The organism is Tessaracoccus luoxuelianae (assembly GCF_055326245.1).
Map to the genome: position 1 here is coordinate 1 of NZ_JBUZNO010000016.1, position 23,504 is coordinate 23,504.

The 23,504-nt window shown below is 68.4% G+C and carries 25 protein-coding genes and 1 pseudogene; 8 read left to right on the forward strand and 18 right to left on the reverse strand.

Features of this window, described 5'->3' with window-relative positions; translation table 11 throughout:
- From ACZK39_RS16015 to ACZK39_RS16035, 5 genes are all read right to left on the reverse strand, one after another.
- A partial coding sequence (locus tag ACZK39_RS16015) for a heavy metal translocating P-type ATPase (RefSeq protein ID WP_463613898.1) occupies positions 1-2,339 on the reverse strand: 2,339 nt, incomplete at its 3' end.
- Positions 2,340-2,434: 95 nt separating this feature from the next.
- Positions 2,435-2,746, reverse strand: coding sequence for a heavy-metal-associated domain-containing protein (locus tag ACZK39_RS16020; RefSeq protein ID WP_068752817.1), 312 nt, complete (start codon positions 2,744-2,746; stop codon positions 2,435-2,437).
- A gap of 145 nt (positions 2,747-2,891) precedes the next feature.
- Entirely contained in the window at positions 2,892-3,350 is a 459-nt protein-coding gene (locus ACZK39_RS16025; RefSeq protein ID WP_463613899.1) for a DMT family transporter, read from the reverse strand.
- Positions 3,347-3,853, reverse strand: coding sequence for an EamA family transporter (locus ACZK39_RS16030; protein WP_463613900.1), 507 nt, complete (start codon positions 3,851-3,853; stop codon positions 3,347-3,349). Before ACZK39_RS16030 ends, ACZK39_RS16025 begins: the two co-directional genes overlap by 4 nt.
- 14 nt (positions 3,854-3,867) lie before the next feature.
- A complete protein-coding gene (locus ACZK39_RS16035) occupies positions 3,868-6,273 on the reverse strand; it encodes a heavy metal translocating P-type ATPase (protein ID WP_463613901.1) in 2,406 nt (801 codons plus the stop codon).
- 626 nt (positions 6,274-6,899) lie between these two features.
- Between ACZK39_RS16035 and ACZK39_RS16040 the strand changes: the two genes are divergently transcribed.
- Genes ACZK39_RS16040 through ACZK39_RS16050 form a run of 3 tightly spaced genes read left to right on the forward strand, consistent with a single transcriptional unit; the run spans position 6,900 to position 8,469 of the window.
- Positions 6,900-7,700, forward strand: a complete 801-nt coding sequence (locus tag ACZK39_RS16040; RefSeq protein WP_068752816.1) for a prolipoprotein diacylglyceryl transferase — start codon at positions 6,900-6,902, stop codon at positions 7,698-7,700.
- An 8-nt stretch (positions 7,701-7,708) separates the two neighbouring features.
- A complete protein-coding gene (locus ACZK39_RS16045) occupies positions 7,709-8,143 on the forward strand; it encodes a hypothetical protein (RefSeq protein ID WP_463613902.1) in 435 nt (144 codons plus the stop codon).
- Positions 8,144-8,178: 35 nt separating this feature from the next.
- A complete protein-coding gene (locus ACZK39_RS16050) occupies positions 8,179-8,469 on the forward strand; it encodes a hypothetical protein (protein WP_463613903.1) in 291 nt (96 codons plus the stop codon).
- Between the two features lie 97 nt (positions 8,470-8,566).
- Here the strand turns inward: ACZK39_RS16050 and ACZK39_RS16055 are convergent, their stop codons facing one another.
- The 3 genes from ACZK39_RS16055 to ACZK39_RS16065 all read right to left on the reverse strand — a co-directional run bounded on the left by ACZK39_RS16055 (position 8,567) and on the right by ACZK39_RS16065 (position 11,157).
- Positions 8,567-9,208 carry a DUF305 domain-containing protein gene (locus ACZK39_RS16055; RefSeq protein WP_463613904.1) on the reverse strand — a complete coding sequence of 214 codons (642 nt, stop codon included), beginning with the start codon at positions 9,206-9,208 and terminating at the stop codon, positions 8,567-8,569.
- A gap of 90 nt (positions 9,209-9,298) precedes the next feature.
- On the reverse strand, positions 9,299-10,450 hold the full coding sequence (locus ACZK39_RS16060) for a sensor histidine kinase (RefSeq protein WP_463613905.1): 1,152 nt from the start codon (positions 10,448-10,450) through the stop codon (positions 9,299-9,301).
- Positions 10,447-11,157, reverse strand: coding sequence for a response regulator transcription factor (locus ACZK39_RS16065; RefSeq protein WP_463613906.1), 711 nt, complete (start codon positions 11,155-11,157; stop codon positions 10,447-10,449). Before ACZK39_RS16065 ends, ACZK39_RS16060 begins: the two co-directional genes overlap by 4 nt.
- Positions 11,158-11,280: 123 nt before the next feature.
- Here ACZK39_RS16065 and ACZK39_RS16070 point away from each other — a divergent pair, with 123 nt between their 5' ends.
- Genes ACZK39_RS16070 through ACZK39_RS16080 form a run of 3 tightly spaced genes read left to right on the forward strand, consistent with a single transcriptional unit; the run spans position 11,281 to position 13,165 of the window.
- A complete protein-coding gene (locus ACZK39_RS16070) occupies positions 11,281-11,583 on the forward strand; it encodes a hypothetical protein (protein WP_463613907.1) in 303 nt (100 codons plus the stop codon).
- Complete coding sequence (locus ACZK39_RS16075; protein WP_463613908.1) at positions 11,583-12,548, forward strand: cytochrome c biogenesis CcdA family protein; 966 nt, start codon at positions 11,583-11,585, stop codon at positions 12,546-12,548. Before ACZK39_RS16070 ends, ACZK39_RS16075 begins: the two co-directional genes overlap by 1 nt.
- Positions 12,545-13,165, forward strand: a complete 621-nt coding sequence (locus tag ACZK39_RS16080) for a peroxiredoxin family protein (RefSeq protein ID WP_463613909.1) — start codon at positions 12,545-12,547, stop codon at positions 13,163-13,165. Before ACZK39_RS16075 ends, ACZK39_RS16080 begins: the two co-directional genes overlap by 4 nt.
- 76 nt (positions 13,166-13,241) lie before the next feature.
- Here the strand turns inward: ACZK39_RS16080 and ACZK39_RS16085 are convergent, their stop codons facing one another.
- The 4 genes from ACZK39_RS16085 to ACZK39_RS16100 form a co-directional block, all read right to left on the reverse strand.
- Complete coding sequence (locus ACZK39_RS16085; RefSeq protein ID WP_463613910.1) at positions 13,242-13,574, reverse strand: YnfA family protein; 333 nt, start codon at positions 13,572-13,574, stop codon at positions 13,242-13,244.
- A gap of 70 nt (positions 13,575-13,644) precedes the next feature.
- On the reverse strand, positions 13,645-14,565 hold the full coding sequence (locus tag ACZK39_RS16090) for a cation diffusion facilitator family transporter (protein WP_463613911.1): 921 nt from the start codon (positions 14,563-14,565) through the stop codon (positions 13,645-13,647).
- A complete protein-coding gene (locus ACZK39_RS16095; protein WP_463613912.1) occupies positions 14,562-16,562 on the reverse strand; it encodes a heavy metal translocating P-type ATPase in 2,001 nt (666 codons plus the stop codon). The genes ACZK39_RS16090 and ACZK39_RS16095 overlap by 4 nt, the downstream gene beginning before the upstream one ends.
- Complete coding sequence (locus tag ACZK39_RS16100; RefSeq protein ID WP_463613913.1) at positions 16,559-16,972, reverse strand: ArsR/SmtB family transcription factor; 414 nt, start codon at positions 16,970-16,972, stop codon at positions 16,559-16,561. Before ACZK39_RS16100 ends, ACZK39_RS16095 begins: the two co-directional genes overlap by 4 nt.
- Positions 16,973-17,173: 201 nt before the next feature.
- On the opposite strand from ACZK39_RS16100, the gene ACZK39_RS16105 reads away from it, so the two are divergent.
- A complete protein-coding gene (locus ACZK39_RS16105; RefSeq protein ID WP_463613914.1) occupies positions 17,174-17,785 on the forward strand; it encodes a CueP family metal-binding protein in 612 nt (203 codons plus the stop codon).
- A 169-nt stretch (positions 17,786-17,954) separates the two neighbouring features.
- Here ACZK39_RS16105 and ACZK39_RS16110 read toward each other — a convergent pair whose 3' ends face one another.
- From ACZK39_RS16110 to ACZK39_RS16130, 5 genes and pseudogenes are all read right to left on the reverse strand, one after another.
- Positions 17,955-18,167, reverse strand: coding sequence for a hypothetical protein (locus ACZK39_RS16110; RefSeq protein ID WP_463613915.1), 213 nt, complete (start codon positions 18,165-18,167; stop codon positions 17,955-17,957).
- Positions 18,168-18,422: 255 nt separating this feature from the next.
- On the reverse strand, positions 18,423-19,556 hold the full coding sequence (locus tag ACZK39_RS16115) for a HAMP domain-containing sensor histidine kinase (protein ID WP_463613917.1): 1,134 nt from the start codon (positions 19,554-19,556) through the stop codon (positions 18,423-18,425).
- Positions 19,553-19,837, reverse strand: a complete 285-nt coding sequence (locus tag ACZK39_RS16120; protein WP_463613918.1) for a winged helix-turn-helix domain-containing protein — start codon at positions 19,835-19,837, stop codon at positions 19,553-19,555. Before ACZK39_RS16120 ends, ACZK39_RS16115 begins: the two co-directional genes overlap by 4 nt.
- Positions 19,838-19,919: 82 nt before the next feature.
- Positions 19,920-19,997 (reverse strand): annotated as a pseudogene (locus tag ACZK39_RS16125) (DNA-binding response regulator); the annotation flags it as partial.
- Between the two features lie 80 nt (positions 19,998-20,077).
- The gene (locus ACZK39_RS16130) at positions 20,078-20,467 is read right to left on the reverse strand and encodes a heavy metal-responsive transcriptional regulator (RefSeq protein ID WP_182782067.1); all 390 of its coding nucleotides are present in this window, start codon (positions 20,465-20,467) and stop codon (positions 20,078-20,080) included.
- A 95-nt stretch (positions 20,468-20,562) separates the two neighbouring features.
- On the opposite strand from ACZK39_RS16130, the gene merA reads away from it, so the two are divergent.
- Entirely contained in the window at positions 20,563-21,939 is a 1,377-nt protein-coding gene (gene merA / locus ACZK39_RS16135; RefSeq protein WP_182782068.1) for a mercury(II) reductase, read from the forward strand.
- Positions 21,940-22,208: 269 nt separating this feature from the next.
- Here the strand turns inward: merA and ACZK39_RS16140 are convergent, their stop codons facing one another.
- Positions 22,209-23,387 (reverse strand): YVTN family beta-propeller repeat protein, encoded by a 1,179-nt coding sequence (locus tag ACZK39_RS16140; RefSeq protein WP_463613916.1) that lies wholly within the window; start codon positions 23,385-23,387, stop codon positions 22,209-22,211.
- Positions 23,388-23,504: the final 117 nt, after the last annotated feature.

Sequence of the window (23,504 nt, forward strand, 5' to 3'; positions counted from 1 at the left end):
GCGGCGATGGGGATGCCGAGGGTGTTGTACAGGAACGCGAACACCAGGTTCTGTTTGATGTTGCGCATGGTGGCCCGGGACAGGTCAACGGCGGTGACCACCCCTGACAGGGCGCCGGAGATCAGGGTGATGTCGGAGGATTCGATGGCCACGTCGGTGCCGGTGCCGATCGCGGAGCCGACGTCTGCCTGCGCGAGGGCGGGGGCGTCGTTGATGCCGTCGCCGACCATTCCGACGATTTTGCCTTCGTCCTGGAGGCGTCGGACCTCGGCGGCCTTGTGGGCGGGCATCACTTCGGCGACCACGCGACGGATCCCGACCTGGGAGGCGATCGCGGCGGCGGTTGCCCGGTTGTCGCCAGTCATCATGATGACCTCGATGCCGCGTGCCTGGAGGGCCGCGACCGCGGCGGGGGAGCCGTCCTTGATGGTGTCGGCGACCGCCACGATTCCCGCGGGGAGCCCGTCGACGGCCACCAGCATCGGCGTCTTGCCCCCTGCTGCGAGCGCGTCATGCAGCGGCCGCAGCGTGTCGGTACTGATGCCATTTTCGTCGAGAAGTCGCCGGTTGCCGATCAGGACGTCGTGGCCGTCGACGTGGCCGCGGACGCCTTGCCCGGTGACCGAGTCGAAGTCAGTGACCTCGCCCAGGGTGAGACCGCGGTCGGTGGCGCCGGTGACGATCGCCGCCGCCAGGGGGTGCTCGGAGCTGTTCTCGATAGCGGCGACCCAGCCGAGGAGCTGGTTCTCATCGAACGCTGCCACGGTGGCGACGTCGGTGAGGGTCGGTACACCCTTGGTGATGGTGCCGGTCTTGTCGAGGATGATCGCGTCAAGCTTGTGCGCGGTTTCCAGCGCTTCAGCGGAGCGGATCAGGATGCCGTGTTCGGCTCCCTTGCCGGTGCCCACGGTGATCGACATCGGGGTCGCGAGCCCCAAGGCGCAGGGGCAGGCGATGATCAGGACCGAGACGGCGGCGACGAGCGCAAACACGAACACCGGCGGGGGACCCACCAGCAGCCAGATCGCCAGCGTCCACACCGCGATGATGATCACGACCGGGACGAAGTAGCTCGAGACCTTGTCCACCAGCCGTTGGATGGGGGCCTTCGAGCCCTGGGCCTCACGGACCAGTTTGATGATCTGGGCGAGCAAGGTATCGGAGCCGACCTTGGTGGCGACATAGCGCAGTGCCCCGGTGGCGTTGATGGTTGCGCCGATGATGGTGTCACCGACCGTCTTGGCCGCAGGGATCGACTCCCCGGTCACCATCGACTCGTCGACCGCGGAGGATCCGTGAATCACCTCACCGTCAACGGGCATCTTCTCCCCGGGGCGGATCACGATCACATCCCCGACCACGACGTCCTCGACCGGGATCTCCAGCTCCACATCTTCGCGTAGGACGCGGGCGGTGCGGGGCTGCAGGCCGATCAGTTTGCGGATCGCCTCACCGGTGCCGGCCTTGGCTTTGGTTTCCAGGAGCCGGCCGAGCAGGATCAACGTGATGATCACCCCGACGGCTTCGAAGTACACCTGCCGCAGCTCCTCAGGCAGTAGTCCGGGGGCGAAGGTCACCACCAGGCTGTAACCGAACGCCGCGACGGTGCCGAGCGTGATCAGCGAGTTCATGTCTGCGGTGCGGTGCGACAGGGCACGCCACCCCACGCGGTGGATCGGCCAGCCCGACCACAGCATCACCGGCGCAATCAGCGCCAGCTGCAACCAGGGACTCATCAAGATCTCAGGCACCCAGGTGGCGCCGAACAGCTCGACGGCCATCACCGCGATCAGCACCGGGGCGGTGAGGATAGCGCCGATGATCACCCGCCGGGTCAGGTCCCGGATCTCCGCAGCCCGCTCTGCCTCATCATCGGCACCGTCGGTCGCAAGACCGGCCACTGCCGGGGAGGCGGCCACCTGCGCGTGGTGATGATCCGATGCTGTGGTGGGGGTGGGTGCGGTGTGGGGGTCGCCGGTGACGCGGATCAGACCGGAGACCATGTTCATGCCGCATGCGAAGCGGAACTCGCCGGCCTCAGTCGGGGTGAACTCGACGGCCGTGGTCCGGTACGCGGGAAGGCTCGCGTTGACCTTGAAGTCCGGCATCACCACCCGCGAGGTGCACTCGCCACCCTCTCGGCGGTCGAACATGATCCGCACCGGCATCCCGGGACGCACCCCGTCGATCACCCCCGGGTTGTAGCCGCCGTCGACAGTCACCTCCACCACCTGAACACCATCTTCGATGCGGACCTTCCCTGCCCGTTTCGGGCCGAAGAAGAACCACAGCAGCAACCCGGTCAGGACCACCGCCCCACCTATGACCAGCCAGAGCATCACAATCTCCACTTCCACTCGACTCCCACCCAGTACCCTGGGGGGGTATGTATCCAGGGTAGGCCCGCGCAGGTCCGGAAACGACCCCGATGGGGTCAGGCTTCGGTCAAGATTTCCCGGCCGTCGTCCACAGGGGCTGTGGTGAGGGCATGTCGGAGCCGGCTGGGTCGGGGCCGGCGCCGGCGTCGGGTCAGTTCGAACCCGGAGCGGTCGAGGGTGGCTTGGACCTGGGCGCTGGTCACGGCGCCGGCCGGTGCCAGCGTCAACAGCGACTCCCCGTGCGGCTCCAAATCCATCCCGACGGTATGCACCCCGGGCAAGGCCCGGACCGCCTCCACAGCGCTGATCATGCAGCGCCAACAGCTGAGCCCGCGCACCCCGTAGGTGGCCTGTGTCATCGTCGTCACGTCGAATCACCCTCTCTTCCTGGTCGGTTTCGCGTGTTCATGTTCGATGGTGCCCCCCGCGGTGTCGGGAACCGGTCTGGGTGGGGTCAAGATCCCGACAAGACCCGGCCACGTGGGCGGATCTTCACCGCACCCTGTCCGGGTCCTACTCGTTGTTCATGTGACCGGCGGTGTGGCTCACCAGCCGGCGGGGCCGACAGCCGTCGGGTGCGTGGGGGCCCGGCGCGGTGGTCGAAGGGTGATCCACATGGCCGCCAACACGCCGAGGAGCCCGACGGCGGTCCATCCGCCCGGCCACTCGCCCAATGCGACGGAGGCCAACCCGATACCAAGGACCGGAGTCAGGAACGTCCACGCCGTCAACGTGTCGAGCCTGGCTGCGGCGCGCCTCGGCGAACCACGCCACGGTCGTCGCTGCGGTACCAACGAGGGCCAGGAACGCCAGCGAGAGGACGAAACGGGGAGTCCACGCGATCACCGGCGAGCCCTCCACGGCCGCGGCGAACACCATCAGTCCAGCCGCGCCCATCAGCAGGTGCCACGCCGCGGCCGTGACCAGATCCAGCCCGGTCAGCCGCCGGGAGAGCAGGGTGCCGGCGGTCACGGCGGCGGCTGACAGGAGCGACAATGCCGCGCCGCCGCCCCGCCACCGGGCAGCGCAACGACGACAAGCCCGGCGAAGCCGACGACCAGCGCGGCCGAAGTCCGGGGGGAGAGCCTCTCGCCGTAGAGCCACCAGGCGGGTAAGAGGATCAGCAGGGGCTGGGCGTTGGCCAGCACCGCGGCGGTCCCGGTCGCGCCGCCGGCGACCCCGCCAAACATCGCGGCGAAAGCCACCGTGACGTTGACCAAGCCTAGGACCGTGATGAGTCCCCAGGCACGCCAACCACGGGGGACAGGGCGGTGCAAGGCGACGCCGAGGGCCAACAGGGCCGCCCCGGCGATCAGGGCCCGCAATGCGGCGAACCACAGCAGGGGGGCGTCGCGGAGCCCCCACTCGATCGCGACGAAGCACGCCCCCCAGGCCGCTGTGATCCACAGCATCCGCAACGGCCTCGGCCTCACCGGTTCGGCCACCGCACCGGTGATGCTAACGGGGACGTCCACGCCCACCCCCCTGGTCAGCGGATGCCGGACGGCACCGGAGCGGTGGGCTCCGGCTCCCGGGCCTGGCCTTGCGGCGCGGCCGGGGCCTGCTGCGCGGGCAGCCTGAGCTGTTTGAGCAGCAGGGCATTGACGGTGACGATGACCGTGGAGCCCGACATCGACAGGGCGGCGATCTCTGGGCGCAGCAACAGACCGAAAGCGGGGTAAAACACCCCGGCGGCGATCGGCAGCGCGATGACGTTGTAACCGATGGCCCAGGCCAGGTTCTGACGCTCCTTCCCTACGGTTCCCTTACCGATGCGCAGTGCGACGGAGACGTCCAAAGGATCGGAGCGCATCAGGACGATATCCGCAGTCTCGATCGCCACGTCCGTCCCGGCACCGATCGCGATACCGATGTCGGCCTGGGCCAACGCAGGCGCATCGTTGACGCCATCACCCACCATCGCGACCCTCTTTCCGGCCTGCTGCAACTCGGCGATCCTGTTCGCCTTGTCCCCAGGCAGAACCTCGGCGATGACGGTGTCGATGCCGAGCTGGTCAGCGATACGCAGGGCGGTGGCCTCGTTGTCGCCGGACAGCATGACGACCTCGATCCCGGACTCGTGCAGGGCGGCGACAGCCTCGGCGGCCGTGTCCCGCGCGGCGTCGGCCAATGCGATGACACCAACCGCGCGCCCATCCACCGCGACGAGCACCGCCGTGCGCCCCGATGCGGCCAACTCGTCACGGCTCACGGCCAGGTCGCCGAGCTCGACGTTCTCCCGGACCATCAGGCGGAGGTTCCCCACCAGGACACGTCGGCCGTCGACCGTGGCAGTTGCACCGTGGCCCGGGACGTTGAGGAACTCGCTCACGGAGAGCACGGGCACGCCGCGCTCGGCGGCTCGGCGGTCGATGGCGCGGGCCAACGGGTGTTCAGACTCACGTTCGACGGCAGCGACCAAGGCCAGCATCTCATCCTCGCCCATCCCCGCCGCGACAACGTCGGTGACCTCAGGCTCCCCCTTGGTCAGGGTGCCCGTCTTGTCCATCACGACCGTGTCGATCCTCGCCATCCCCTCGAGGGCGGTGGCGTTCTTGAACAACACTCCCCGCTTGGCGCCCATCCCGGTACCGACCATGATCGCAGTTGGGGTCGCCAGACCGAGGGCGTCGGGGCATGTGATGACCACGACGGTGATGGCGAAGAGCATCGCCTGTGCCACGCCGACGCCGGCGAGCATCCACACCGCGAAGGTAACAGTGCCGCCGATGAGGGCGACGAACACCAGCCAGAACGCGGCCCGGTCGGCCAGGCGCTGGCCCGGGGCCTTGGAGTTCTGAGCCTCCTGAACCATCTTGACGATCTGCGCCAACGCGGTGTCCGCGCCGACTCTTGCGGCGCGGACCCGCAAGGTGCCGGTGGTGTTGATCGAGGCACCGATCACGTCCGCGCCGGGCGCCTTCTCCACCGGCATGGACTCTCCGGTCACCATCGACTCGTCGACTTCGGACTCCCCCTCCTCCACCACCGCATCGACTGGGATCTTCGCCCCCGGCCGTACCAGTAGCAGGTCACCGGTGACGACTTCGGAGGTCGGGACCTCCACGGGCTGACCGTCCCGGAGCACGACTGCCTGGGAGGGCGCGAGTTCGAGCAGCGTGCGCACAGCGTCGTTCGCGCCGCCACGGGCCCGCATCTCCAGCCAGTGCCCGAGCAGGACGAAGGTGGTCAGGACCGTGGCGGCTTCGTAGAAGACCTCACCCCCGCCGGTGAACGTGACCACCACGCTGTACAACCAGCCTGCCCCGACCGCGACCGCCACCAGGACCATCATGTCCAGCGTCCTCGCGCGGAGCGCCCGGAAGGCCCCGTCGAAGAAGATCCACGCCGAGTAGAACACCACCGGCAGGGACAAGATCAGAGAGAAGACGTCGTCGCGTAGCCCGAAGGGTGCCGGCACGGTGAACCCCAGGACCTCCCGCCCGATCGGCGACCAGAACAAGATGACCACCGACAGGACCGCGGCGACCAGGAGACGGTTGCGCATGTCTCGCACCATGTCCACCATCGACCCACCATGCCCGCCGTGGCCCATCACCGCCTGCGCGGATCCGCCAGCCTCATCCCCACCCCCGTGGCCGGTGTGCCGTTCGTGGCCGATGTGGGGGTCGGTCGAGACCGGTTCCGCCATGGTGTGGCAGATGTGGCTAGGTACCGACTGCCCGGTGCAGTGGTAGCCGCAGTCATTGACCCAGCCGACCAGTTGGGCGACCGAGGTCTGGTTCGGGTCGTAGGTGACCGTCGCGGTCTGGGAGACGGCGCTGGCCTCGACGGCCAGCACGCCGGGTACCCCTAGTAACGTCTTCTCGATCACTGATTCCGAGGTGGCCCAGTGCAGGCCACCGGCCTCTAGGACCGTGGTTTGACTCTTCATGATCGGGTCTTCCTTTCCGGCCGCTCGGCCGACAGGTCGTGCGCCGATGGGCTCGGCGGATGCCTGCCCGTCCGTCGGGTCTCAGGCCGTCGCCCTGACCGGGGCGGGAAGGAATCTCGCTGGTCACGGTACCGGCCGGGGGCGACAGCGACTCCACCGCGCGGCTCCGGCTACAGGTCGACGCAGTGGACGGCAGGTTTCTGGTGATCGCGGTGTCCCGCGAGCACCACATCCGCTCGGGCGCCATCTGAAGAACTGCCGCTTGAACCCATGTCGATCACCGCCTTTGAATCTCGACTTTGGCACGCACCCGCCACGGGACTTCGACCTACGCCGAAGAGCCCTTTCCTCGACGACCCGAGCCGCGGTGGACCCGTGGCGCCGCCACGACACCCCAAAGGGGTATGTCATCAGGGTAGGCACGGTGCAATCCGAAAGTCACGGTCAGGTGGTCAGGCTTCGGTCAAGATCCGGCCTTACCGTGTGGGTCCGGGCACGTGGACTGGGATCTTGACCAAACCTTGTCCGGGTCCTGCTCGTTGCTTGAGGTGACCGGTTGAGACTGGGCAGTGAGGCCCCGCGGTCACGTCGCGCGCCTGGAACAGTTTCGATGATGGGAGTGGGCTGTGTGGCCTGAGGTGTTCTCGATATTTGGTGTGGGGATCCAGTCCTATGGGCTGAGTAAGGCGCTGGCGCTGCTGGTCGGCGCGTTCCTGTTGGGGCGCGCGTTCACGCGGATCGGTTACGACAAGGAGCTGGCGCACTCGATCGCTTTGTGGGCGACGGTGTGGGGGTTCGTCGGCGCGAAGGTGTACTACCTGATCGCGAACTGGGACAACTTCAGTTGGCACCTGTTCGGCGGGTCCGGGTTCGTCTGGTACGGGGGCCTGATCGCCGGGTCGATCGCGGTGATCGTGATGACCCGACGCCACGACCTCCCCCTTGGACGGGTGGCGGGCGCGATGGCGGCGCCGCTGTCGGTGGCCTACGGCATCGGCCGGATCGGCTGCTTCCTGGCCGGGGACGGCACCTACGGCACGCCCACCGATCTGCCCTGGGGGATGGCGTTCCCCAACGGAGTGGTGCCGGTCGACGTTCCGGTGCACCCGGTCCAGCTATATGAAGCGGCCGGTGCATTCCTGATCGCCGGCATCTTGTGGGCGCTGGGCCGCAGACTGCGGCCGGTGGCCGTGTTCGGGTCCTATCTGATGCTCAGCGGAGCGGCCCGCCTCCTCGCCGAGATGGTCCGCATCAACCCACACGTCGTGCTCGATCTCACAGAGGCGCAGCTGATCGGCATCGCCAGCATCATCCTCGGCGCCGCCCTGATCCTCCGAGACACGTTCCATCCTGCTGCTCCAGTCTCAAACGTCTCCGCCGCCGACCCCTCGTCGGCTGTCCCCAGCCCCCATCCGGTCGGACGGTGAGCGGCGCGATGGACACGATCACCGATACCACCCCAGGCGTGACAGGGGGGCGTCGCGGCTTCTGGGGTGCGCTCTGGGCCGGCACACGGGCCACCCTCGGTGCGTTGATGGGGCTGGCGCCGCACGTGATGCACCACATCGGGTTCCTGGCCGGGGCCGCGCTCCTGACGGGATTCCTCGGCAACACGCTGCTCTACGTGGTCGGGTTGGCGTTGAGCATCCCCCTGCTGCGACGGCTGCATCGCCGGTTCAGCACCTGGAAGGCCCCTGCGATTGGGATAGCGGTGTTCACCGGCCTGTTCGCCCTGTCCGCCTTCGTGATCGGGCCACTGTTCAACCCCGCCACCTCCAGCGACCAAGACACCCCCACACCGGCCGCTTCCGCCAGCACGACCGGCACCGAAGACCACGAGGGGCACCACAGCCCCTCACCCACCCGATGATCAACACCACAAGAAAACGAAAGGAAAAAGGGCACATGTGCAATCACGAACACGGGCACCAGCACGGGAACCAGCAGGAGGGAGGCTGCTGCGGCGGCCACACCGCCCACGGCCAGGGTGGCGGTCATCACTGTCAGCACGATGCAGTGGCCGGCCCCGGCGACGAACTGGTCACCTGCGTGGTGCGCGGGACCAGCACGCTGAAGTCCACCGCGGAGACGGCCGGCTTGTTCCGCGACGTTGAAGGCGAGCGGTTCTACTTCTGCTGCCGACGCTGCCAAGACCTCTTCGACGCCGAGCGCCTCGCCTCAAGTCCAGCCGCCTAACCCCCAGGTCTGCATTCGCACCGACCCGAGGGCAACGACAAGGCGCCCATCCAGCCACGCCGGCTGGACGGGCGCCTCATCGTTTGTGCGCCTGGGGTCAGAGGCCGGTGAGTATCTCCTGCATCTCGGTGATTTCGGCCTGCTGGTCGGCGATGATCTTCTCCGCCAGCGCCACCGCGTCGGGGTTCTGGCCCTCGGCCAACTGCTGCTCGGACATCCCGATCGCGCCCTCGTGGTGGGCGATCATGGCCTCGAGGAACGCCTGATCGAACTCGGCGCCCGTGAGGCCATCGAGTTGAGTCATCATCTCTTCCTGGCTCATGCCGTTCATGTCCATCCCGCCCATGTCCATACCGCCGTGGTCGTCGGGGGAGAGGTCTTCACCCCAGGCGCTGAGCCAGGCGGTCATCTCCTCGATCTCGGGGCCTTGGGCCTCGGCGATCCGCTCGGCTATCGCGACGACCTCGGGGGATTCGGCGCGCTCGATCGCCAGCTGGGACATTTCGATGGCGCCCTCGTGATGGATGATCATCATCTGCGAGAAGGTCGTGTCCTGCTCGCTGTGGTCAGTGGCGACGTCCGAGGAGGCGCTAGCCGACGCCGTTGCTGTGGCGGAGGTGCTGCTGGTCGGAGTGGTGGTCGCGGCCGGGGGAGTGGCGCCCTGGTCTGCGCAGGCCGACAGGGTGGCCGTCAGGACCAGCCCCGCCAGCGTGGCGGTGATCCGCTTCGTGCGTGACATGTGTTCGTGCTCCGTTCCTGGCCGACGCCTGTCGCCGGTCCTTGATTCCGAGGCTATGAACCCTCAGCCCGCAATCCAACCCATGGAGGGTCAAGAATCGATCAAGACCCGCTCCGCTTCTGGCGCGGTGGCGGTGGCGGTAGGGAGGGTGAGGATGAACGTCGAGCCGTGTCCGGGGCCGGGGCTGGTTGCGGCAAGTGAGCCTCCGTGGGCCAGGGCGAGGCTGCGGGCGATGGTCAGCCCGATCCCGGAACCGCCCGCATCGCGGGCCCGGGCCGTGTCGGCGCGGTAGAACCGGTCGAACACCTTCGAGAGCTGCTCCGGGGTGAGGCCGTCGCCGGTGTCGGTGACCGTGATCACCACCTCGTCCCTGGACTCGCGGGCGCTGATGTGCACGATCCCCCGGGTGGGGGTGTGCCGCAGCGCATTGTCCAGGAGGTTGCCCAGGACCTGACCCACCCGCTGCGGATCGGCTGCCACGGAGCCCGGGTCCGAATCCGCAGTCAACGTGACTCCCTTGGCTGCGTATCGGGTGGCGACGGAGGCGACGGCGGGCTCGATGAGATCCCACACCGGCTGGGTTTGGGTGTCGAGGGTGAATCGGCCTTCCTCGGCGCGGGACACGTCGTCGAGGTCGGCGGCGATCTTCTTGAGCCGGGCTGCCTGGAGGACGAGCAGCTGTTGGCTGTCGTGGTCCCAGGGGACCACGTCGTCGATCACAGCTTCCAGCTCGGCGGTCAGGGTGGCCAGGGGGGTGCGGAGCTCGTGCGCCACATCGGAGAGCAGTCGGCGTCGGCTGGCTTCGGTGGAGTCCAGGCGGCTGGCCATGTCGTTGAACGCGTCGGCGACGGCGTTGAACTCCGGGCTGGTTGCGGTCTGGGGGACGCGGGCGGTGTAGTCGCCGGCCTCCAGCTGGGCGGCGGTCGCGGTGAGTTGTTCGAGTGGGCGGCGCAGCCGCCTGGTCTCGAGCCAGGCCAGGCCGATGGCCAGCGCGAGCGCCACCACCAGCCCGATGCCCAGGGACCGTACGCCGGCGTCGAGGAAGGCCTGCTCCACGTGTCCCATCTCGGCGGTGCCGTCCGCGAGTCCCAGTTGCTGCAGATGATCGTGGAACAGCGGAGGCCCGACAACCATCGCGACCAGGGCGGCGGTGATCACACCGACGGCCACCACCAGCGCCTGGGTGAGGAAGGTGCGGGTGCCCCACCGCATCCGGCCCACGTAGCCGCGCAGTCTGGTCATGATCCTGGTCCCATCCGGTATCCGACGCCGCGGACGGTGAGGATGTACCGGGGTTCCGCGGGCGGGTCGTCGAGCTTCTTGCGCAGGTTCGCCACGTGGACGTCGACGACGTGGTCGTCGCCGACCCAGCCCGCGCCCCACACGGCGTCGATGATCTGCCGCCGGCTCAATGCCACGTTGGGTCGGGCCGACAGGGCGTCGAGGATGTCGAACTCGGTGCGCGTCAAACCCACCTGCTGGTCGTCGACCCACACGTCGCGGCCCTCCGCGTCCACCCGCAACCGCCCGAACTCGCGCGGCGGTAGCGCCACCATCGCACGGTCGTCCGGGCGACGGGGACGCCTGAGGACGGTGTTGACGCGGGCCACGAGTTCGCGGGGGCTGAACGGCTTGGTCAGGTAGTCGTCGGCGCCCACCGACAGGCCGATCAGCTTGTCCACCTCGTCGGCGCGGGCGGTCAGCATCAGGATGTAGCAGTCGGAGAACAGGCGGACCTGGCGGCAGACCTCGATGCCGTCGATGCCGGGCAGACCCAGGTCAAGAATGATCACGTCGGGATCGAGTTCCTGCGCTGAGCGGACCCCGTCAGGGCCGGTGTAGGCCAGGGCGGTGTCGAAACCGGCCTTGGTGAGGTAGGAGGCGACGATCCCGGCCAGCGGGCGCTCGTCGTCGATCACCAGCACACTCGACCTGCGGGGCTCAGCCATATGCCCATTATTGGCACACGTGCGCCCGCGAACCCACCCCCTCACAGGGCTGGGGGAGTGTTCTTGGCCGAACCTTGACCCGGCCTGAACCGTTCCCTGATCTGGAGGGTTGAGTCTGGAAGGGTGAACGAGATCCCGGCACCTGCCCTGGCGGCTATCCCGACCGACGTGGTGGACGTCACCCTGGTCACCGCGCCCGCCTGCCACTTCTGCGACGACGCCCACCAGCGCCTCGGCTCCCTCGACCGCGCCGGTCTGCTCCGGCTCACGACGATCCAGGCGGAATCCCCTGACGGTCTTGCCCTGATCGCCGAGCATCGTCCGGGCATGTTCCCGCTGACCCTGGTGGCGGGCCGCTACTTCCACGACGGCAGGATCCCGCGCGGCAAACTGGCACGGCTCGTCGACCACCTGGGTGCCCGCTGATGGGCGCCGACCTCCTCAGCGCCGGCGGCATCCTGGCGGCGTTCCTCGCCGGCGGCGTCGCGCTGTTCGCCCCCTGCTGCATCGTCTTCCTCGCCCCCAGCTACCTCGCGGCAGCGGCGAAGAACCGCCGCTGGCGCCTGATCCCGCTCACCTTCGTGTTCGCCGCCGGCCTGGCGCTGGTCCTGGTCCCGATCACCATGGGCGTCAGCCTGATCGCCGGCGCCATCGCCAAGTACCACGTCGTCCTGTACTGGGCCGGTGGCCTGTTGATGATCGGGCTCGGCCTGCTCGCGCTGTCGGGGGCGATGTGGTCGATGCCCTCGTTCCTCCGGGCCCCGGACACCGCACGCGGCGACACCGCCACCTTCTTCAGCCTCGGCGTGTTCTCCGGCATCGCCTCCAGCTGCTGCGCACCGGTCCTGGCCGGGGTGATGACCCTGTCCGCGCTGTCCGGCTCACCCGTCGGCGGGCTGGTGCTCGGCCTGGCCTACGTGTTCGGGATGGTGATCCCGCTGTTCGTGATGGCGCTGCTGTGGGACAAGCGCCCCGAAAGGATGCGCCGCCTCCGCGCCAAGCCGATCCGCATCAACCTGGGCCGCTTCACGCTGGCCACCAACACCGTCAACCTGGTGGTCGCCGTCGGGTTCGTGATCATGGGCATCCTCGTGATCGGCCAAGCCGGCGCCACCGAGATGACCGGCGCCGACGCCCCCCTCGTGGGCATGGGCGCCTGGCTCTCCGACGTCTTCGCCGGACTGATCGCGATCACCGCCCCCATCCCCGAAGCCCTCCTCGGCCTCGCGCTGCTCGCGCTGGTGGCGGTGTTCGTCGTAGCCACCCTCCGCGACCGCCGCAGGCACCAACAGCCCGCGACCGGGCATGACTGCTGCGACACCGACCCCACCCCTACCGCCGCGCCTGTCGAATCAGGCGCGCCGACCGCCCCCTCCCAGGAGCCCCGATGACGAGCACGACCCCCCCGACCTCGCGGCGCGAGCAACTCAAGGCCCGGCAGCAGGCCGAGACGCAACGCGACAGGAGTCGCCGCACCTGGACCCGCAGCCTCGGAGCGCTGGTCGTCGTGGCCGTGCTGGCCGTCGTCGGCTACGGCCTCTGGACAGCACGCCCCGAGCAGGGCGACACCCAGCGACTCGCCCCCGACTTCACCCTCACCACCACCGCCGGCACCACGGTCACCCTCAGCGACCTGCGCCCCAACCCGGTGCTGATCTACTTCAACGAAGGCGCCGGCTGCGCGTCGTGCACCATGCAGATGGCCGAGATCGAGAAGAACCCCGGATTCGCCGCAGCCGGCATCGAGGTGCTGCCCATCGTCATGAACAGCGCCGAGCAGATCCTGCCCGACATGCAGCAGTTCGACGTCACCACCCCCTACCTCCTCGACGACGGAACCGTGTCCAAGGCCTACGACGTCCTCGACAAAGGCATGCACCCCGGGATGCCCGGGCATGGCTTCGTCCTCATCGACGGCGACGGCGTCCAACGCTGGTACGGCAACTACCCCTCCATGTGGCTCGACCCCCAGGAACTCCTCGACGAGGTCACCACCCGCCTGAAGTGACCCCCCGCGGCCGGCATCGGGCACAGTCCTGCCACGACCTGGTGGGTGCTACAGGGTGTTGGGTGATCGCCGGCGCTCACGCCGGCCGTAGCGCGTACATGATGACCGCCACGCCGGCCAGGCAGACGAGGGCGCCGACGATGTCCCACCGGTCGGGGCGGAACCCGTCGACGATCATGCCCCAGGCGAGCGAGCCGGCCACGAACACGCCGCCGTAGGCGGCCAGGATCCGTCCGAAGTTGGCGTCGGGTTGGTGGGTGGCAACCAGCCCGTAGAGGCCGAGAGCGATCACCCCGGCGCCGATCCAGACCCAGCCCTTGTGCTCACGCACCCCTTGCCAGACCAGCCAGGCACCGCCGATCTCGAAGAACGCAGCGACGACGAACAGAAGGATGGAACGGGTCGGCATGGTGCCTTCTCTCCGGCTGAGGGTGTAGCGACAGTAGCGGCCGGGCCCAGTTTCCGTGGGGGACCGCTTCTCAATGGTGCGCGGAGCGTTCCAGGGCGCTGTGAGAAGGTGGCTCGATCTGGAACGTGGAGTGTTCGACGCTGACGTCGAAGTGTTCGGCGACGCAGGTTTGGAGGTCTCGTAGCTTCTGGGAGACGTGGCCTTGTGTGAAGCAGTTCTCGTCGACCACGACGTGGGCGGTCAGGACCGGCAGGCCTGTGGCGATGGTGGAGGCGTGCAGGTCGTGCACCCCGATCACGTGTGGGACCTGAAGAATGTGCCGGCGGACGTCGTCGAGGTTCAGACCTGTGGGGGTGGATTCGAGCAGGATCCCGCCGGCTTCTCTGAGGATGGTGATCGCGCGGGGGACGATCAGGGCGGCGATCAACATGCCGGCGATGGCGTCGATCCGGGTCCAGCCGGTGAGCGAGATGATGATCGCGCTGATGATGACGGCGACGGATCCGAGGGCGTCGTTGACCACTTCGAGGAACGCGGCGCGCATGTTGAGGTTCGCGGAGCGGCCCGTGCTGAGGACGAGCATGGCGATGATGTTGCCGACGAGTCCGACGATGCCGAACACGAGCAGACCGCCGGCGGTGACCTCTGCCGGGTCGAAGAGCCGGCGAGCGCCTTCGATGAAGGCGTATATCCCGACGGCGAGGAGGATCGCCGACTGGGCGCCGGCGGCCAGTACCTCGGCGCGGCGGTATCCCCAGGTCCGCTCCGGTGTTGGCGGGCGGAGCGTCAGGGAGGCGGCGATCAGCGCCATCAGCAGGCCGGAGGCGTCGGTGAGCATGTGGCCGGCGTCGACGAGGAGGGCGAGGCTGTTGGTCCACCATGCGCCGATGACCTCGGCGATGAGGATGGTGGCGGTGATGCCGAAGGCGATCGCGAGCCGGGTCCGGTTGGTGGCCGGATTCGCGTGGGCGTGGTCGTGGGTCTCGCTCATGCTCGGGCGAACTCCGGTTCTGTCAGGTGGGCGGGGGCGCCAATCGGGGCGAGGGCGGTGGTGCGGCCGGCCCGGATGCCGTTGCCGATCACGAACACCTCGGCAACCTCGTGGACCAGGACGACCGCGGCCAGGCCCAGCACCCCGAACAGCCCGAGCGGGATGAGGATCGTGATGAGGGCGATGGAGAGGATCACGTTCTGGAGCATGATGCGGCGGGTGCCTCGGGAGTGGTCGAGCGCGTGGGGCAGCAGCCGCAGGTCGTCGCCCATGAGCGCGACGTCGGCGGTTTCGATGGCCACGTCGCTGCCCATCGCCCCCATCGCGATCCCGACGTCTGCGGTGGCGAGCGCTGGGGCGTCGTTGACGCCGTCACCGACCATTGCGGTGGGTCCGGTTCTGCGGAGACGGTCGATGATCGTCGACTTGTCCTCGGGGCGCAGCTCGGCGTACACCTCGCCGATCCCCGCCTCCGCGGCGATGGCGCGGGCGGTGGCGTCGTTGTCGCCGGTCAGCATCACCACCGTGTAGCCGTCGGTGCGGAGTTGCGCCACGACCTCAGCGGCTTCGGGGCGCAGTTCGTCGCGGACGGAGATCGCCCCGACGGCGGCACCGTCCAACTCCACGACGACCGCGGTGGCGCCGGCGTCCTGCATGCGCGTCACCCGCGCGGTCAGCGGGCCGGGGTCGATCCAGCCGGGGCGTCCCAGCCTGAGGCCGCGCCCATCCAGGCTGCCGATGAGTCCGGATCCGACCTCGGCGGTCACCTCGTCGGCTGGGCGCACGTCGTCGACGGCGGCCAGGATCGCGCGGGCCAATGGGTGGTCGCTGCGCGCCTCGAGTGCGGCAGCCCAGCCCAGCACTTCGGCGGGAGAGTGGCCGTCGGCGGACGCTACGTCGATGACCGCCGGCTGGTTGCGGGTCAGGGTGCCGGTCTTGTCCAGGGCGATCGTGCGGACCTTGCCCAGGCTCTCCAGCGCGGCGCCCCCCTTGACCAGGATCCCGCGACGGCTCGCCGCGCCGATGGACGCCACCGCGGTCACCGGAACCGAGATGGCCAACGCACAGGGGGATGCGGCCACCACCATCACCAGGGCCCGCTGCAGCCACACCGCCGGTTCCCCGAGCAGGAAGCCCGCGACGACGGTGAGGGCGGCGGCGATCAGGATGCCCGGAACCAGGGGCTTGGCGATCTGGTCGGCCAGCCGCTGCGTGTCACCCTTCCGGGACTGCTCGGCCTCCACGATGTGCACGATCCGGGCAAGGGAGTTGTCACTGGCCGCGGCGGTCACGTCGACCTCGAGGACGCCGGAGCCGTTGATGGAACCGGCGAACACCTGGTCGCCGGGACCCACTTCGACCGGCATCGACTCGCCGGTGATCGCGGATGTGTCCACCGACGTCCTTCCGGCCCGGATGTCGCCGTCGGTGGCCACCCGCTCGCCGGGCTTGACGATCATGCGGTCCCCGACCACCAGGTCGTCGGGGCTCACCACCACATCGCGGCCACCGCGCCGGACCGTCGCCTCCCGCGGAACCAGATCCAGCAGCGCCCTCAACCCGTGTCGGGTCTTGGCCAGCGAGTAGTCCTCCAGGCCCTCGGCCAGGGAGAACAGGAAGGCCAGCATCGCGGCCTCCTCGATCTGCCCCAAGGCGGTCGCCCCGACGGCACCGATGGTCATCAGCAGCCCGACGCCGACCTTGCCGCGGGCCAACCGACTCAAGGCCCCCGGCACGAACGTCGACGCCCCCACCAGCAGCGCCGCGACGCTCAACACCAGCCCGGCGGCCTCCCAGCCCAGCAACCCAGCGACGAAGCCGGCCAACAGCAGCGCCCCTGACGCCAGCCCGAGCTGGATGTCGCGGACCTGCCACCACCGCTCCGGCGCGTCGTCATCATCATCACGGCCGGCGCCGGGTGAGGCCTCGCACCCGCACGCGCTCTCGCAGGCGTCGCCTGCCTCAGGATCGCGTGCGCTCAACGCTGGTCCGGTCATCGCCGGCCCTCCGGCCCATGCGCCTTCAACTGCTCAGGGGTGGGATTCGTGGTGGTGCCCACTCCGTAGTTCGGGCACAACGCCACCGCCTGCCCCGTCGACTCCAACAGCCGCTCCGCGGCCGCCAGCACGGCCAGCAACTCCGGGGCGCCCACCAGCGAGAACACCGACGCGCGTCCCTCCGGCCGCGACGACACCAGTCCGCACTCCCGCAGGCACGCCAGATGGGCACTGACCGTCGACTGCGCCAACCCCAGATGCTCCGTCAGATCACGCACCCGATGCTCGCCCAACGTCAGATGCTGCAGGATCGCCAGCCGCGACGGATCCGACAAGCCGTGAAAGAACGCCGCAGCCACCGACAGGTCCCCCACCGCAGCGCCATCATCAAAACCCAATGTCATCGTCATAAGACGATGTTAGCTGGTGGGCTGCCAGCGTATGGAAGCCCACGCACCCCTGGGATCTTCTTGACCGAATCTTGACCGGGCGTGCGACTGGCTCACTCAACAGCTGGGGCATGCTGGTCGTACGACCCGTCCGAGACTGGGCCGCGGAACCTCCTCCACACGTGGACTTGTTCCGTAACCCCTTAGCTTATGGAGATACGCATGCGCCGCATTCAGCTGGCCATCGCTGTGCCGCTCACCGCCGTCCTGGCGCTGTCGGCCTGCTCAACCCCACTGGCGGCTGTCGAGACTCCGATCACGTCCGCGTCGACGGCGACGTCGGGTGTCGCAGCCGGGGACGCAGGGACGCTGCTCGCTGCGCAGGGGTTGGAGGGCAAGAGCGGCGCCGAGGTAGTGGAGGCGCTGGACCAGCTCGACGCTCAGCGACCGTTGCCGCTGGCCGCATCGGTGCGCTACGACGAGGTGTTGCTCAGCGACGGCACCACCGAGGCCGCGCTGCCTCTCGACGGTGACCAGTTCTACCTGTCGATCGCGCCGTATGAGACCACCACGCACGAGTGCTACTTCCACAACCTCGGCACGTGCCAGGGGGAGTTGGCGAACGCCGAGGTGCGCGTGAAGATCACCACCGACTCGGGGGAGGTGCTCGTCGACGAGGACGCGACCACCTACGCCAACGGGTTCATCGGCTTCTGGATCCCGAAGGGCGTCGAGGGCACCGTCGTCGTCACCAAGGACGGCAAGCGCGCCGAGAGCCGCTTCTCCTCCGACGCTGAGGGCCCCACCTGTCTGACCTCACTGCAGCTTCTGTAGCGCGGCGGTGTGAGCCTTGCTGGGGCGCCGCGCCGAGGAGGTTCTGTGTAGGGCAGGGTGTTTCGACGCTCGTTGCGCCAGTGGTGCGGCGTTGAGCCGCTCGAGTCAATGGGATCCCCGCCCGGCCTGGGGCCTGGCGGGGATCCCATTGACGATCTGACCCTTCTGATCAGGAGGAGTGATGGTTCTCCCAGCCGGAGAATCCCTGGTGCATGCCGGGGTTGTGGGTGCCGTTGAAGCCCATGTCTGACTGGGTCATCATGCGGACGTGACCGGCGAACTCGCGTCCGGTTGGTTCGGCTGCTCCGGCGGTGGTGGCGGTCATGGCGACGACGGCCGCGGCCGCGGTGGCGAGGGCGGCGATCTTGCGCTTGGTGATCATGGTGGTCTCCTTCGTTAGGGTGCCGGTCCTTCCGGCCGATAAGACCACTGTCCCTTGGCAATGTATGGATCTGTTCAACTATCCCCTCGGCTTCGATCAAGAAGTCGAGGGCCGGGTCGCGCGATTCGGACTCGGCTTGAGGTTCCTGGTCGTAGCTACCTTTATCCCAAGTCAGAAGGGAATTCTCCTGTCCGTCACCGGCCTGAACAGCCTCAACGGGTGGATCCAGGGGATTGTTTTCTCGTTCTGCCTGTATCAGTGTGGGGTTCGCCGGGAAACGCTGGCAGGGAGGGTGATTATGAAGCGGGCGCCGGTGCCGGGGCCGGCACTGTCAGCGGTGAGGGTCCCGTGGTGGGCCTCGACGATGGCGCGGGCGATGGTCAGCCCTAGGCCGGTGCCGGGACTGTCGGCAGCTTTCGCGAAGCGTCGGAAAATCTGCCCCGCCTCGGCGGGGGTGAGGCCGATGCCGGTGTCGGTCACTGTGATGACCGCCGAGTCCCCGGAGGGGCTGGGCAGACCGGCCAGGGTGACGGTGCCGCCGGCCGGGGTGCAGCGGAGCGCGTTGTCGAGTAGGCCGCCGAGGACTTCCTGGATTCGTTCGGGGTCGACCAGCACGCGAGGGGTGCTGTCGGCGACGCTGGCATCGATCCGGACGTCGGCGGACCGGTAGCTCTCCCCGTGCGCGGCAACGGCCGCCTGGACCAAGGTGCGGACAGGAACGGGTTCGGGGCTGAGGAGCAGTTGACGTTCCTCGGCGCGGGAGACAACCTCGAGGTCGGCGACGAGGCGCCGGAGCCGGGTGCTCTGGGCGGCGAGGGTGTCCCAGGTTTGGTGGTCGGCGGGCAGCACGTCGTCTCGGACGGCCTCGATGGTGGCTTCGATGGAGGCGATGGGGGTGCGGAGCTGGTGGGCCAGGTCGGCGGTGAGTGCGCGGCGGGTGTCCTCGGTGGTCTGGAGTCGCTCGGCCAGCTCGTTGACCGACGCGGCGAGGGTGGCGAACTCGGGGCCCATACCGGGGTCGAGCACTCGGGCGTCCAGGTGTCCGTCCGCGAGTCGACGGCTGGTGTCTGCCGCGGCCCACACAGGAGCGGCGAGCCGGCGGGCCACGACCCAACTGATGGTTGCGGCGGTGAACGCCGCGGCGGCGATGCCGATCCCCACGGCCACGAGGACGGCGTCCTGGACCGCCATGAGGATGTGTTGGAGGGCGTCTGGGTCGGTCGCGACGCCGGCCCTTTCCAGGTGGAGCTGGAACACCGACGGGGTGACGAGGAGCACAACTACGAGCACTGTGCCGGCGCCGGCCAGGATGACGAGCACGTTGTTGAGGAGGAGTCGGGGGGCCAGGGCGAGTCGTGCCAGTCCCGGCTCCTTTCGGGGGGCGGTCATCCCGGGCCCATCCGATAGCCGACCCCACGGATGGTCAGCACGTAGCGGGCGTCGCGGGGGTCGTCGCCGAGCTTGCGACGCAGGTGGCCGACGTGGATGTCGACAAGGTGCTCGTCGCTCGCGGCGGAGCCCGTCGTGTCGTTCCACACGCGGTCGAGCAACTGTTGGCGGGTGAACACGATGCGGGGACTCCCGCTCAACGCCTCCAGTAGGTCGTACTCGGTGCGCGTCAAGGCCACCAGTGAGCCGGCAACCCGCACTTCGCGCGCCGGAACGTCCACCGTCAGGTCCCCGAAGACGCGTGCGGGGTTTGGTGACGTAGTCGTCGGCTCCCACCGCGAGTCCGATGAGCATGTCCACCTCGTCGGCCCGCGCGGTCAGCATCAGGATGTAGCAGCTGCTGAACGTCCGCAGCTGTCGGCACACCTCGACGCCGTCCATGCCGGGCAGCCCCAGGTCGAGCACAACCACGTCGGGTTCATTCCCGAGCTGCGGAAGGCAGGCAGCGCAGCCGACCAGGCTCAGAGGTATCGGCAGATCGTTTCGGGTGCGCAGGCCTCCGAAGTTGTCTGTGCCGCATGCGCTCGAAGCCCGGAGATGGTGGCACGCAGAAGATTGAGCCGCGCGAGCTGCTTTTCGATGTCGACCAGCTGGCGGTCAAGCAAGTCCCGAACATGCGCGCAGGGCGAGCCCCCCGCATCTCGAACATCGAGGATCTTCGCGATTTGCGCGAGGGTCAGACCCGCCGCGCGGGCCCGGTCGATGAACTGGAGCCGTTGCACCGCGCCATCGTCGTAGCTGCGGTACCCAGAGGCCGTCCTCACGGCGGGCGGCAACAGCCCACGCTCCTCGTAATATCGCAGCGTCGACGGCCTCGTCCCCGCCTTCTCTGCCAGCTCGCCGATCAGCATCCCGCACCTCCACGCCGGCTTGACCTTCAAGCATGCTTGAAGGTCCATTCTGACCGAATGTGGCCGCAGGGGCGGCCGACCCGGAGGAGACATTCATGACGCTGCACAACGAGTTCGATCTTGCGGTGATCGGCACAGGCGGGGCGGCGATGTCAGCCGCCATCCATGCTCGACTTGAAGGGGCCAGCGTGGTCGCGATCGAGTCGGGAACACTCGGCGGGACCTGCGTGAACGTGGGCTGTGTACCCTCGAAAACCCTCCTTGCGGCCGCGCACACCCGCCACGCGGCCCTCTCGAACCCGTTCCCCGCCGTCCCCACGTCCTCCGGCACTGTCGACCTCGTCGCGCTCATGCGGCAGAAGGAAGACCTGGTCGGCATGCTCCGCCAGACCAAATACGCAGACGTCGCCGCCGCGTACGGGTTCGACATCCTCGCCGGGATCGCGTCGTTCACCGACCCGGCAACCCTCCTCGTCGGCAGGCGACCGGTCCACGCCGGGGCGTATCTCGTGGCCACCGGCGCCGAACCTCACGTGCCGGCGATCCCCGGCCTCGAGCACGTCGACTACCTCACGTCGACCACCGCAATGGCACTCACCGCACTGCCCGCCTCGCTGGTGGTGATCGGCGGCGGCTTCGTCGGGCTCGAACAAGCCCAACTCTTCTCCCGCCTCGGTGTCCAGGTCACCATCGTCGGCCGGCTCGCCCCGCATGCCGAGCCTGAATCGTCCTCCGCGCTCCGCAAAGCCTTTGAGGCCGAGGGGATCACCGTCATCGACGACCGCGCCGTCGCGGTCACCCAAGACCAAGCCCGGGTGCGGGTGCGCACCCGCACAGCGAGAGAGGCCGCCGGTGAACGCGTCCTCATCGCCACGGGCCGCACCCCGCGTACCCACGGACTCAACCTCGCAAGCGCGGGCATCGCAACCGACGACCGCGGCTTCGTCAGCGTCGACGAACACCAGCGGACCACAAACCCGGCCGTGTTCGCCGCCGGTGACGTCACCGACGCGCCCCAGTACGTGTACGTCGCCGCCATGGCCGGGAAGAGCGCAGCACGCAACGCTCTGGGCCACCATGAGCACCTCGATTACGCCGGGATGCCCACCGTACTGTTCACCTCACCACAGCTCGCCTCCGCCGGGATGACCGAAGCCGACGCCATCGCCACCGGCTACCGGTGCGCCTGCCGCTACCTGCCACTGTCCGACGTTCCCCGGGCCATCACCAACCACAACACCCGCGGCGGCATCAAGATCGTCGCCGACGCCGACACCGACAAAGTCCTCGGCATCCACGCCCTCGCCGACACCGCCGGCGAAATGATGCTCGCCGCCACCTACGCCATCAAAGCCGGATTCACCGTCACCCAACTCGCCGACACCTGGGCCCCTTACCTCACCATGGCCGAAGGCATCCGCCTCACAGCGAACCTCTTCCGCAACGAACTCCCCACTTCGTGCTGCGCCTGAAACACGCGACAGTCCAGCCCAGCAAACCGCGGACATTTGGGCCCATCGCCGGTCCCCGCCACCTCCAAGCAGTAGTGACTCGGCCCTCTTCGTCCAGCTGATACCGGGCGACCCTCCGGGAACGGATCCGCTCGAAAGTCGTGCGGGGACATGGACACCGGTCGAGCGCTCGCCGATCAGCGTAGATGTCGGGGGATTGCACGGCTGATCAGCACTTCCTGGGGTGAGGACGCACCGCCGATCAGGATGGGGCCCAACAGCTGGGGTGGTCAGTGCTCCGCGTGGTTGCCCTCGGCACCGGTGGCGTAGTCGGGGACGCTGACGCTGATAGTGGCGGGTCCGGGCGTCGGCGGTTGCGGGCTGTAGCTGATGCCATTTGGCTTGTCGCCCACAGCCACAGTCGAGACGGTCTGGTTGGTCGACAGGTCGATCACGGACACGGTGTCGTCATAGAGGTTGGTCACCCAGGCCCGCTGCCCGGTCGGTTCGATAACCACCCCGTGCGGGCCAGCCCCGGCAGGGATGGTGGCCTCGATGGTCATGGAGGCCGGGTCGATCACGGACACGGTACTGCCAGGGGCGCCCTCGGTTCCCTGGTCGGCCGACAGCAGGCGGGTCCCGTCCGCGGTCAGGTACAGCTGGACCGGTGGCGACGGAACCGACACCGATCCCGTGACCTTCCGCTCCACCAGGTCGACCTTCACCACGGAACTGGACCCGACCAGGCTCACGTAGGCGTACCGCCCGTCCGGTGCGACAGCGACCTGCGGAGGGGAGTCCCCGACCGGAATCGTCGCGGTGACTTCATAGGTGTCAGTGTCGATCACGTCGACAGTGCCGGCCGTGGTGTTGGCCACGACCACCGCCGCACCGTCCGGGGTGGGACGCAGGCCGTGCGGCCCGGCACTGAGGTCAACGGTGGCCCGGAGCTCCAGCGACTCGGCGTCGTAGACGCTCAGCGTGTCATCCCCCGAGTTGGTGACAAGGACCTGCTCACCATCAGGACTAACGACCACATGCGCAGGGCTCACACCGGTCGGAGCGGTCCCCAACAGCTCATACGTCGCGGCATCCAGCGCCACCACAGCGTTGGCGTGACCACTGACAGCCCAGACCGTGCCACCATCAGGGCTCACCTGAACATTGTGAGGACTCTCGATCCCGCTCACCGTGGTCACCACGACACCGGTGTCCGCGTCGATGGCCGACAAGGAATCACCGTCCTCGTTGGCAACCCACACCGTGCCCCGGATCGCCATCGGCTCCTGAGGTCCGGTGCCTCCCTCACCGGCAGCGCCCTCGTCGCTCTGCGTAGCGGCGGCACTGCTCAACGGCGCAGCCGAACCGGCAGCCGGTGCATCCTGCCCACAGGCAGTCAGCGTCAAGGCGGCCATCACAAAGACGGTGAGGAACAAGGGGCGGCGCAGACCGCCGTGGGAAACGAGCACGTGATTTCTCCTAATAACATGTAGAAATGTAGGACCACTATGACGCCTCGTTCGTCTGCCTTCGATGCTCATCCGGTCAAGGTTCCGTCAAGGACACATCGCCTACCCGGGGAAGTC

What these genes read in the sequence shown, in the direction of transcription:
- ACZK39_RS16085 (WP_463613910.1), bottom strand. Translation starts at nt 13,574, where the DNA reads ATGCCGACCCGTTCCATCCTTCTGTTCGTCGTCGCTGCGTTCTTCGAG.
- ACZK39_RS16055 (WP_463613904.1), bottom strand. Translation starts at nt 9,208, where the DNA reads ATGTCACGCACGAAGCGGATCACCGCCACGCTGGCGGGGCTGGTCCTG.
- ACZK39_RS16075 (WP_463613908.1), top strand. Translation starts at nt 11,583, where the DNA reads ATGGGCGCCGACCTCCTCAGCGCCGGCGGCATCCTGGCGGCGTTCCTC.
- ACZK39_RS16100 (WP_463613913.1), bottom strand. Translation starts at nt 16,972, where the DNA reads ATGACGATGACATTGGGTTTTGATGATGGCGCTGCGGTGGGGGACCTG.
- ACZK39_RS16050 (WP_463613903.1), top strand. Translation starts at nt 8,179, where the DNA reads ATGTGCAATCACGAACACGGGCACCAGCACGGGAACCAGCAGGAGGGA.
- ACZK39_RS16110 (WP_463613915.1), bottom strand. Translation starts at nt 18,167, where the DNA reads ATGATCACCAAGCGCAAGATCGCCGCCCTCGCCACCGCGGCCGCGGCC.
- ACZK39_RS16090 (WP_463613911.1), bottom strand. Translation starts at nt 14,565, where the DNA reads ATGAGCGAGACCCACGACCACGCCCACGCGAATCCGGCCACCAACCGG.
- ACZK39_RS16035 (WP_463613901.1), bottom strand. Translation starts at nt 6,273, where the DNA reads ATGAAGAGTCAAACCACGGTCCTAGAGGCCGGTGGCCTGCACTGGGCC.
- ACZK39_RS16045 (WP_463613902.1), top strand. Translation starts at nt 7,709, where the DNA reads ATGGACACGATCACCGATACCACCCCAGGCGTGACAGGGGGGCGTCGC.
- ACZK39_RS16080 (WP_463613909.1), top strand. Translation starts at nt 12,545, where the DNA reads ATGACGAGCACGACCCCCCCGACCTCGCGGCGCGAGCAACTCAAGGCC.
- ACZK39_RS16115 (WP_463613917.1), bottom strand. Translation starts at nt 19,556, where the DNA reads ATGACCGCCCCCCGAAAGGAGCCGGGACTGGCACGACTCGCCCTGGCC.
- merA (WP_182782068.1), top strand. Translation starts at nt 20,563, where the DNA reads ATGACGCTGCACAACGAGTTCGATCTTGCGGTGATCGGCACAGGCGGG.
- ACZK39_RS16105 (WP_463613914.1), top strand. Translation starts at nt 17,174, where the DNA reads ATGCGCCGCATTCAGCTGGCCATCGCTGTGCCGCTCACCGCCGTCCTG.
- ACZK39_RS16065 (WP_463613906.1), bottom strand. Translation starts at nt 11,157, where the DNA reads ATGGCTGAGCCCCGCAGGTCGAGTGTGCTGGTGATCGACGACGAGCGC.
- ACZK39_RS16130 (WP_182782067.1), bottom strand. Translation starts at nt 20,467, where the DNA reads ATGCTGATCGGCGAGCTGGCAGAGAAGGCGGGGACGAGGCCGTCGACG.
- ACZK39_RS16095 (WP_463613912.1), bottom strand. Translation starts at nt 16,562, where the DNA reads ATGACCGGACCAGCGTTGAGCGCACGCGATCCTGAGGCAGGCGACGCC.
- ACZK39_RS16060 (WP_463613905.1), bottom strand. Translation starts at nt 10,450, where the DNA reads ATGACCAGACTGCGCGGCTACGTGGGCCGGATGCGGTGGGGCACCCGC.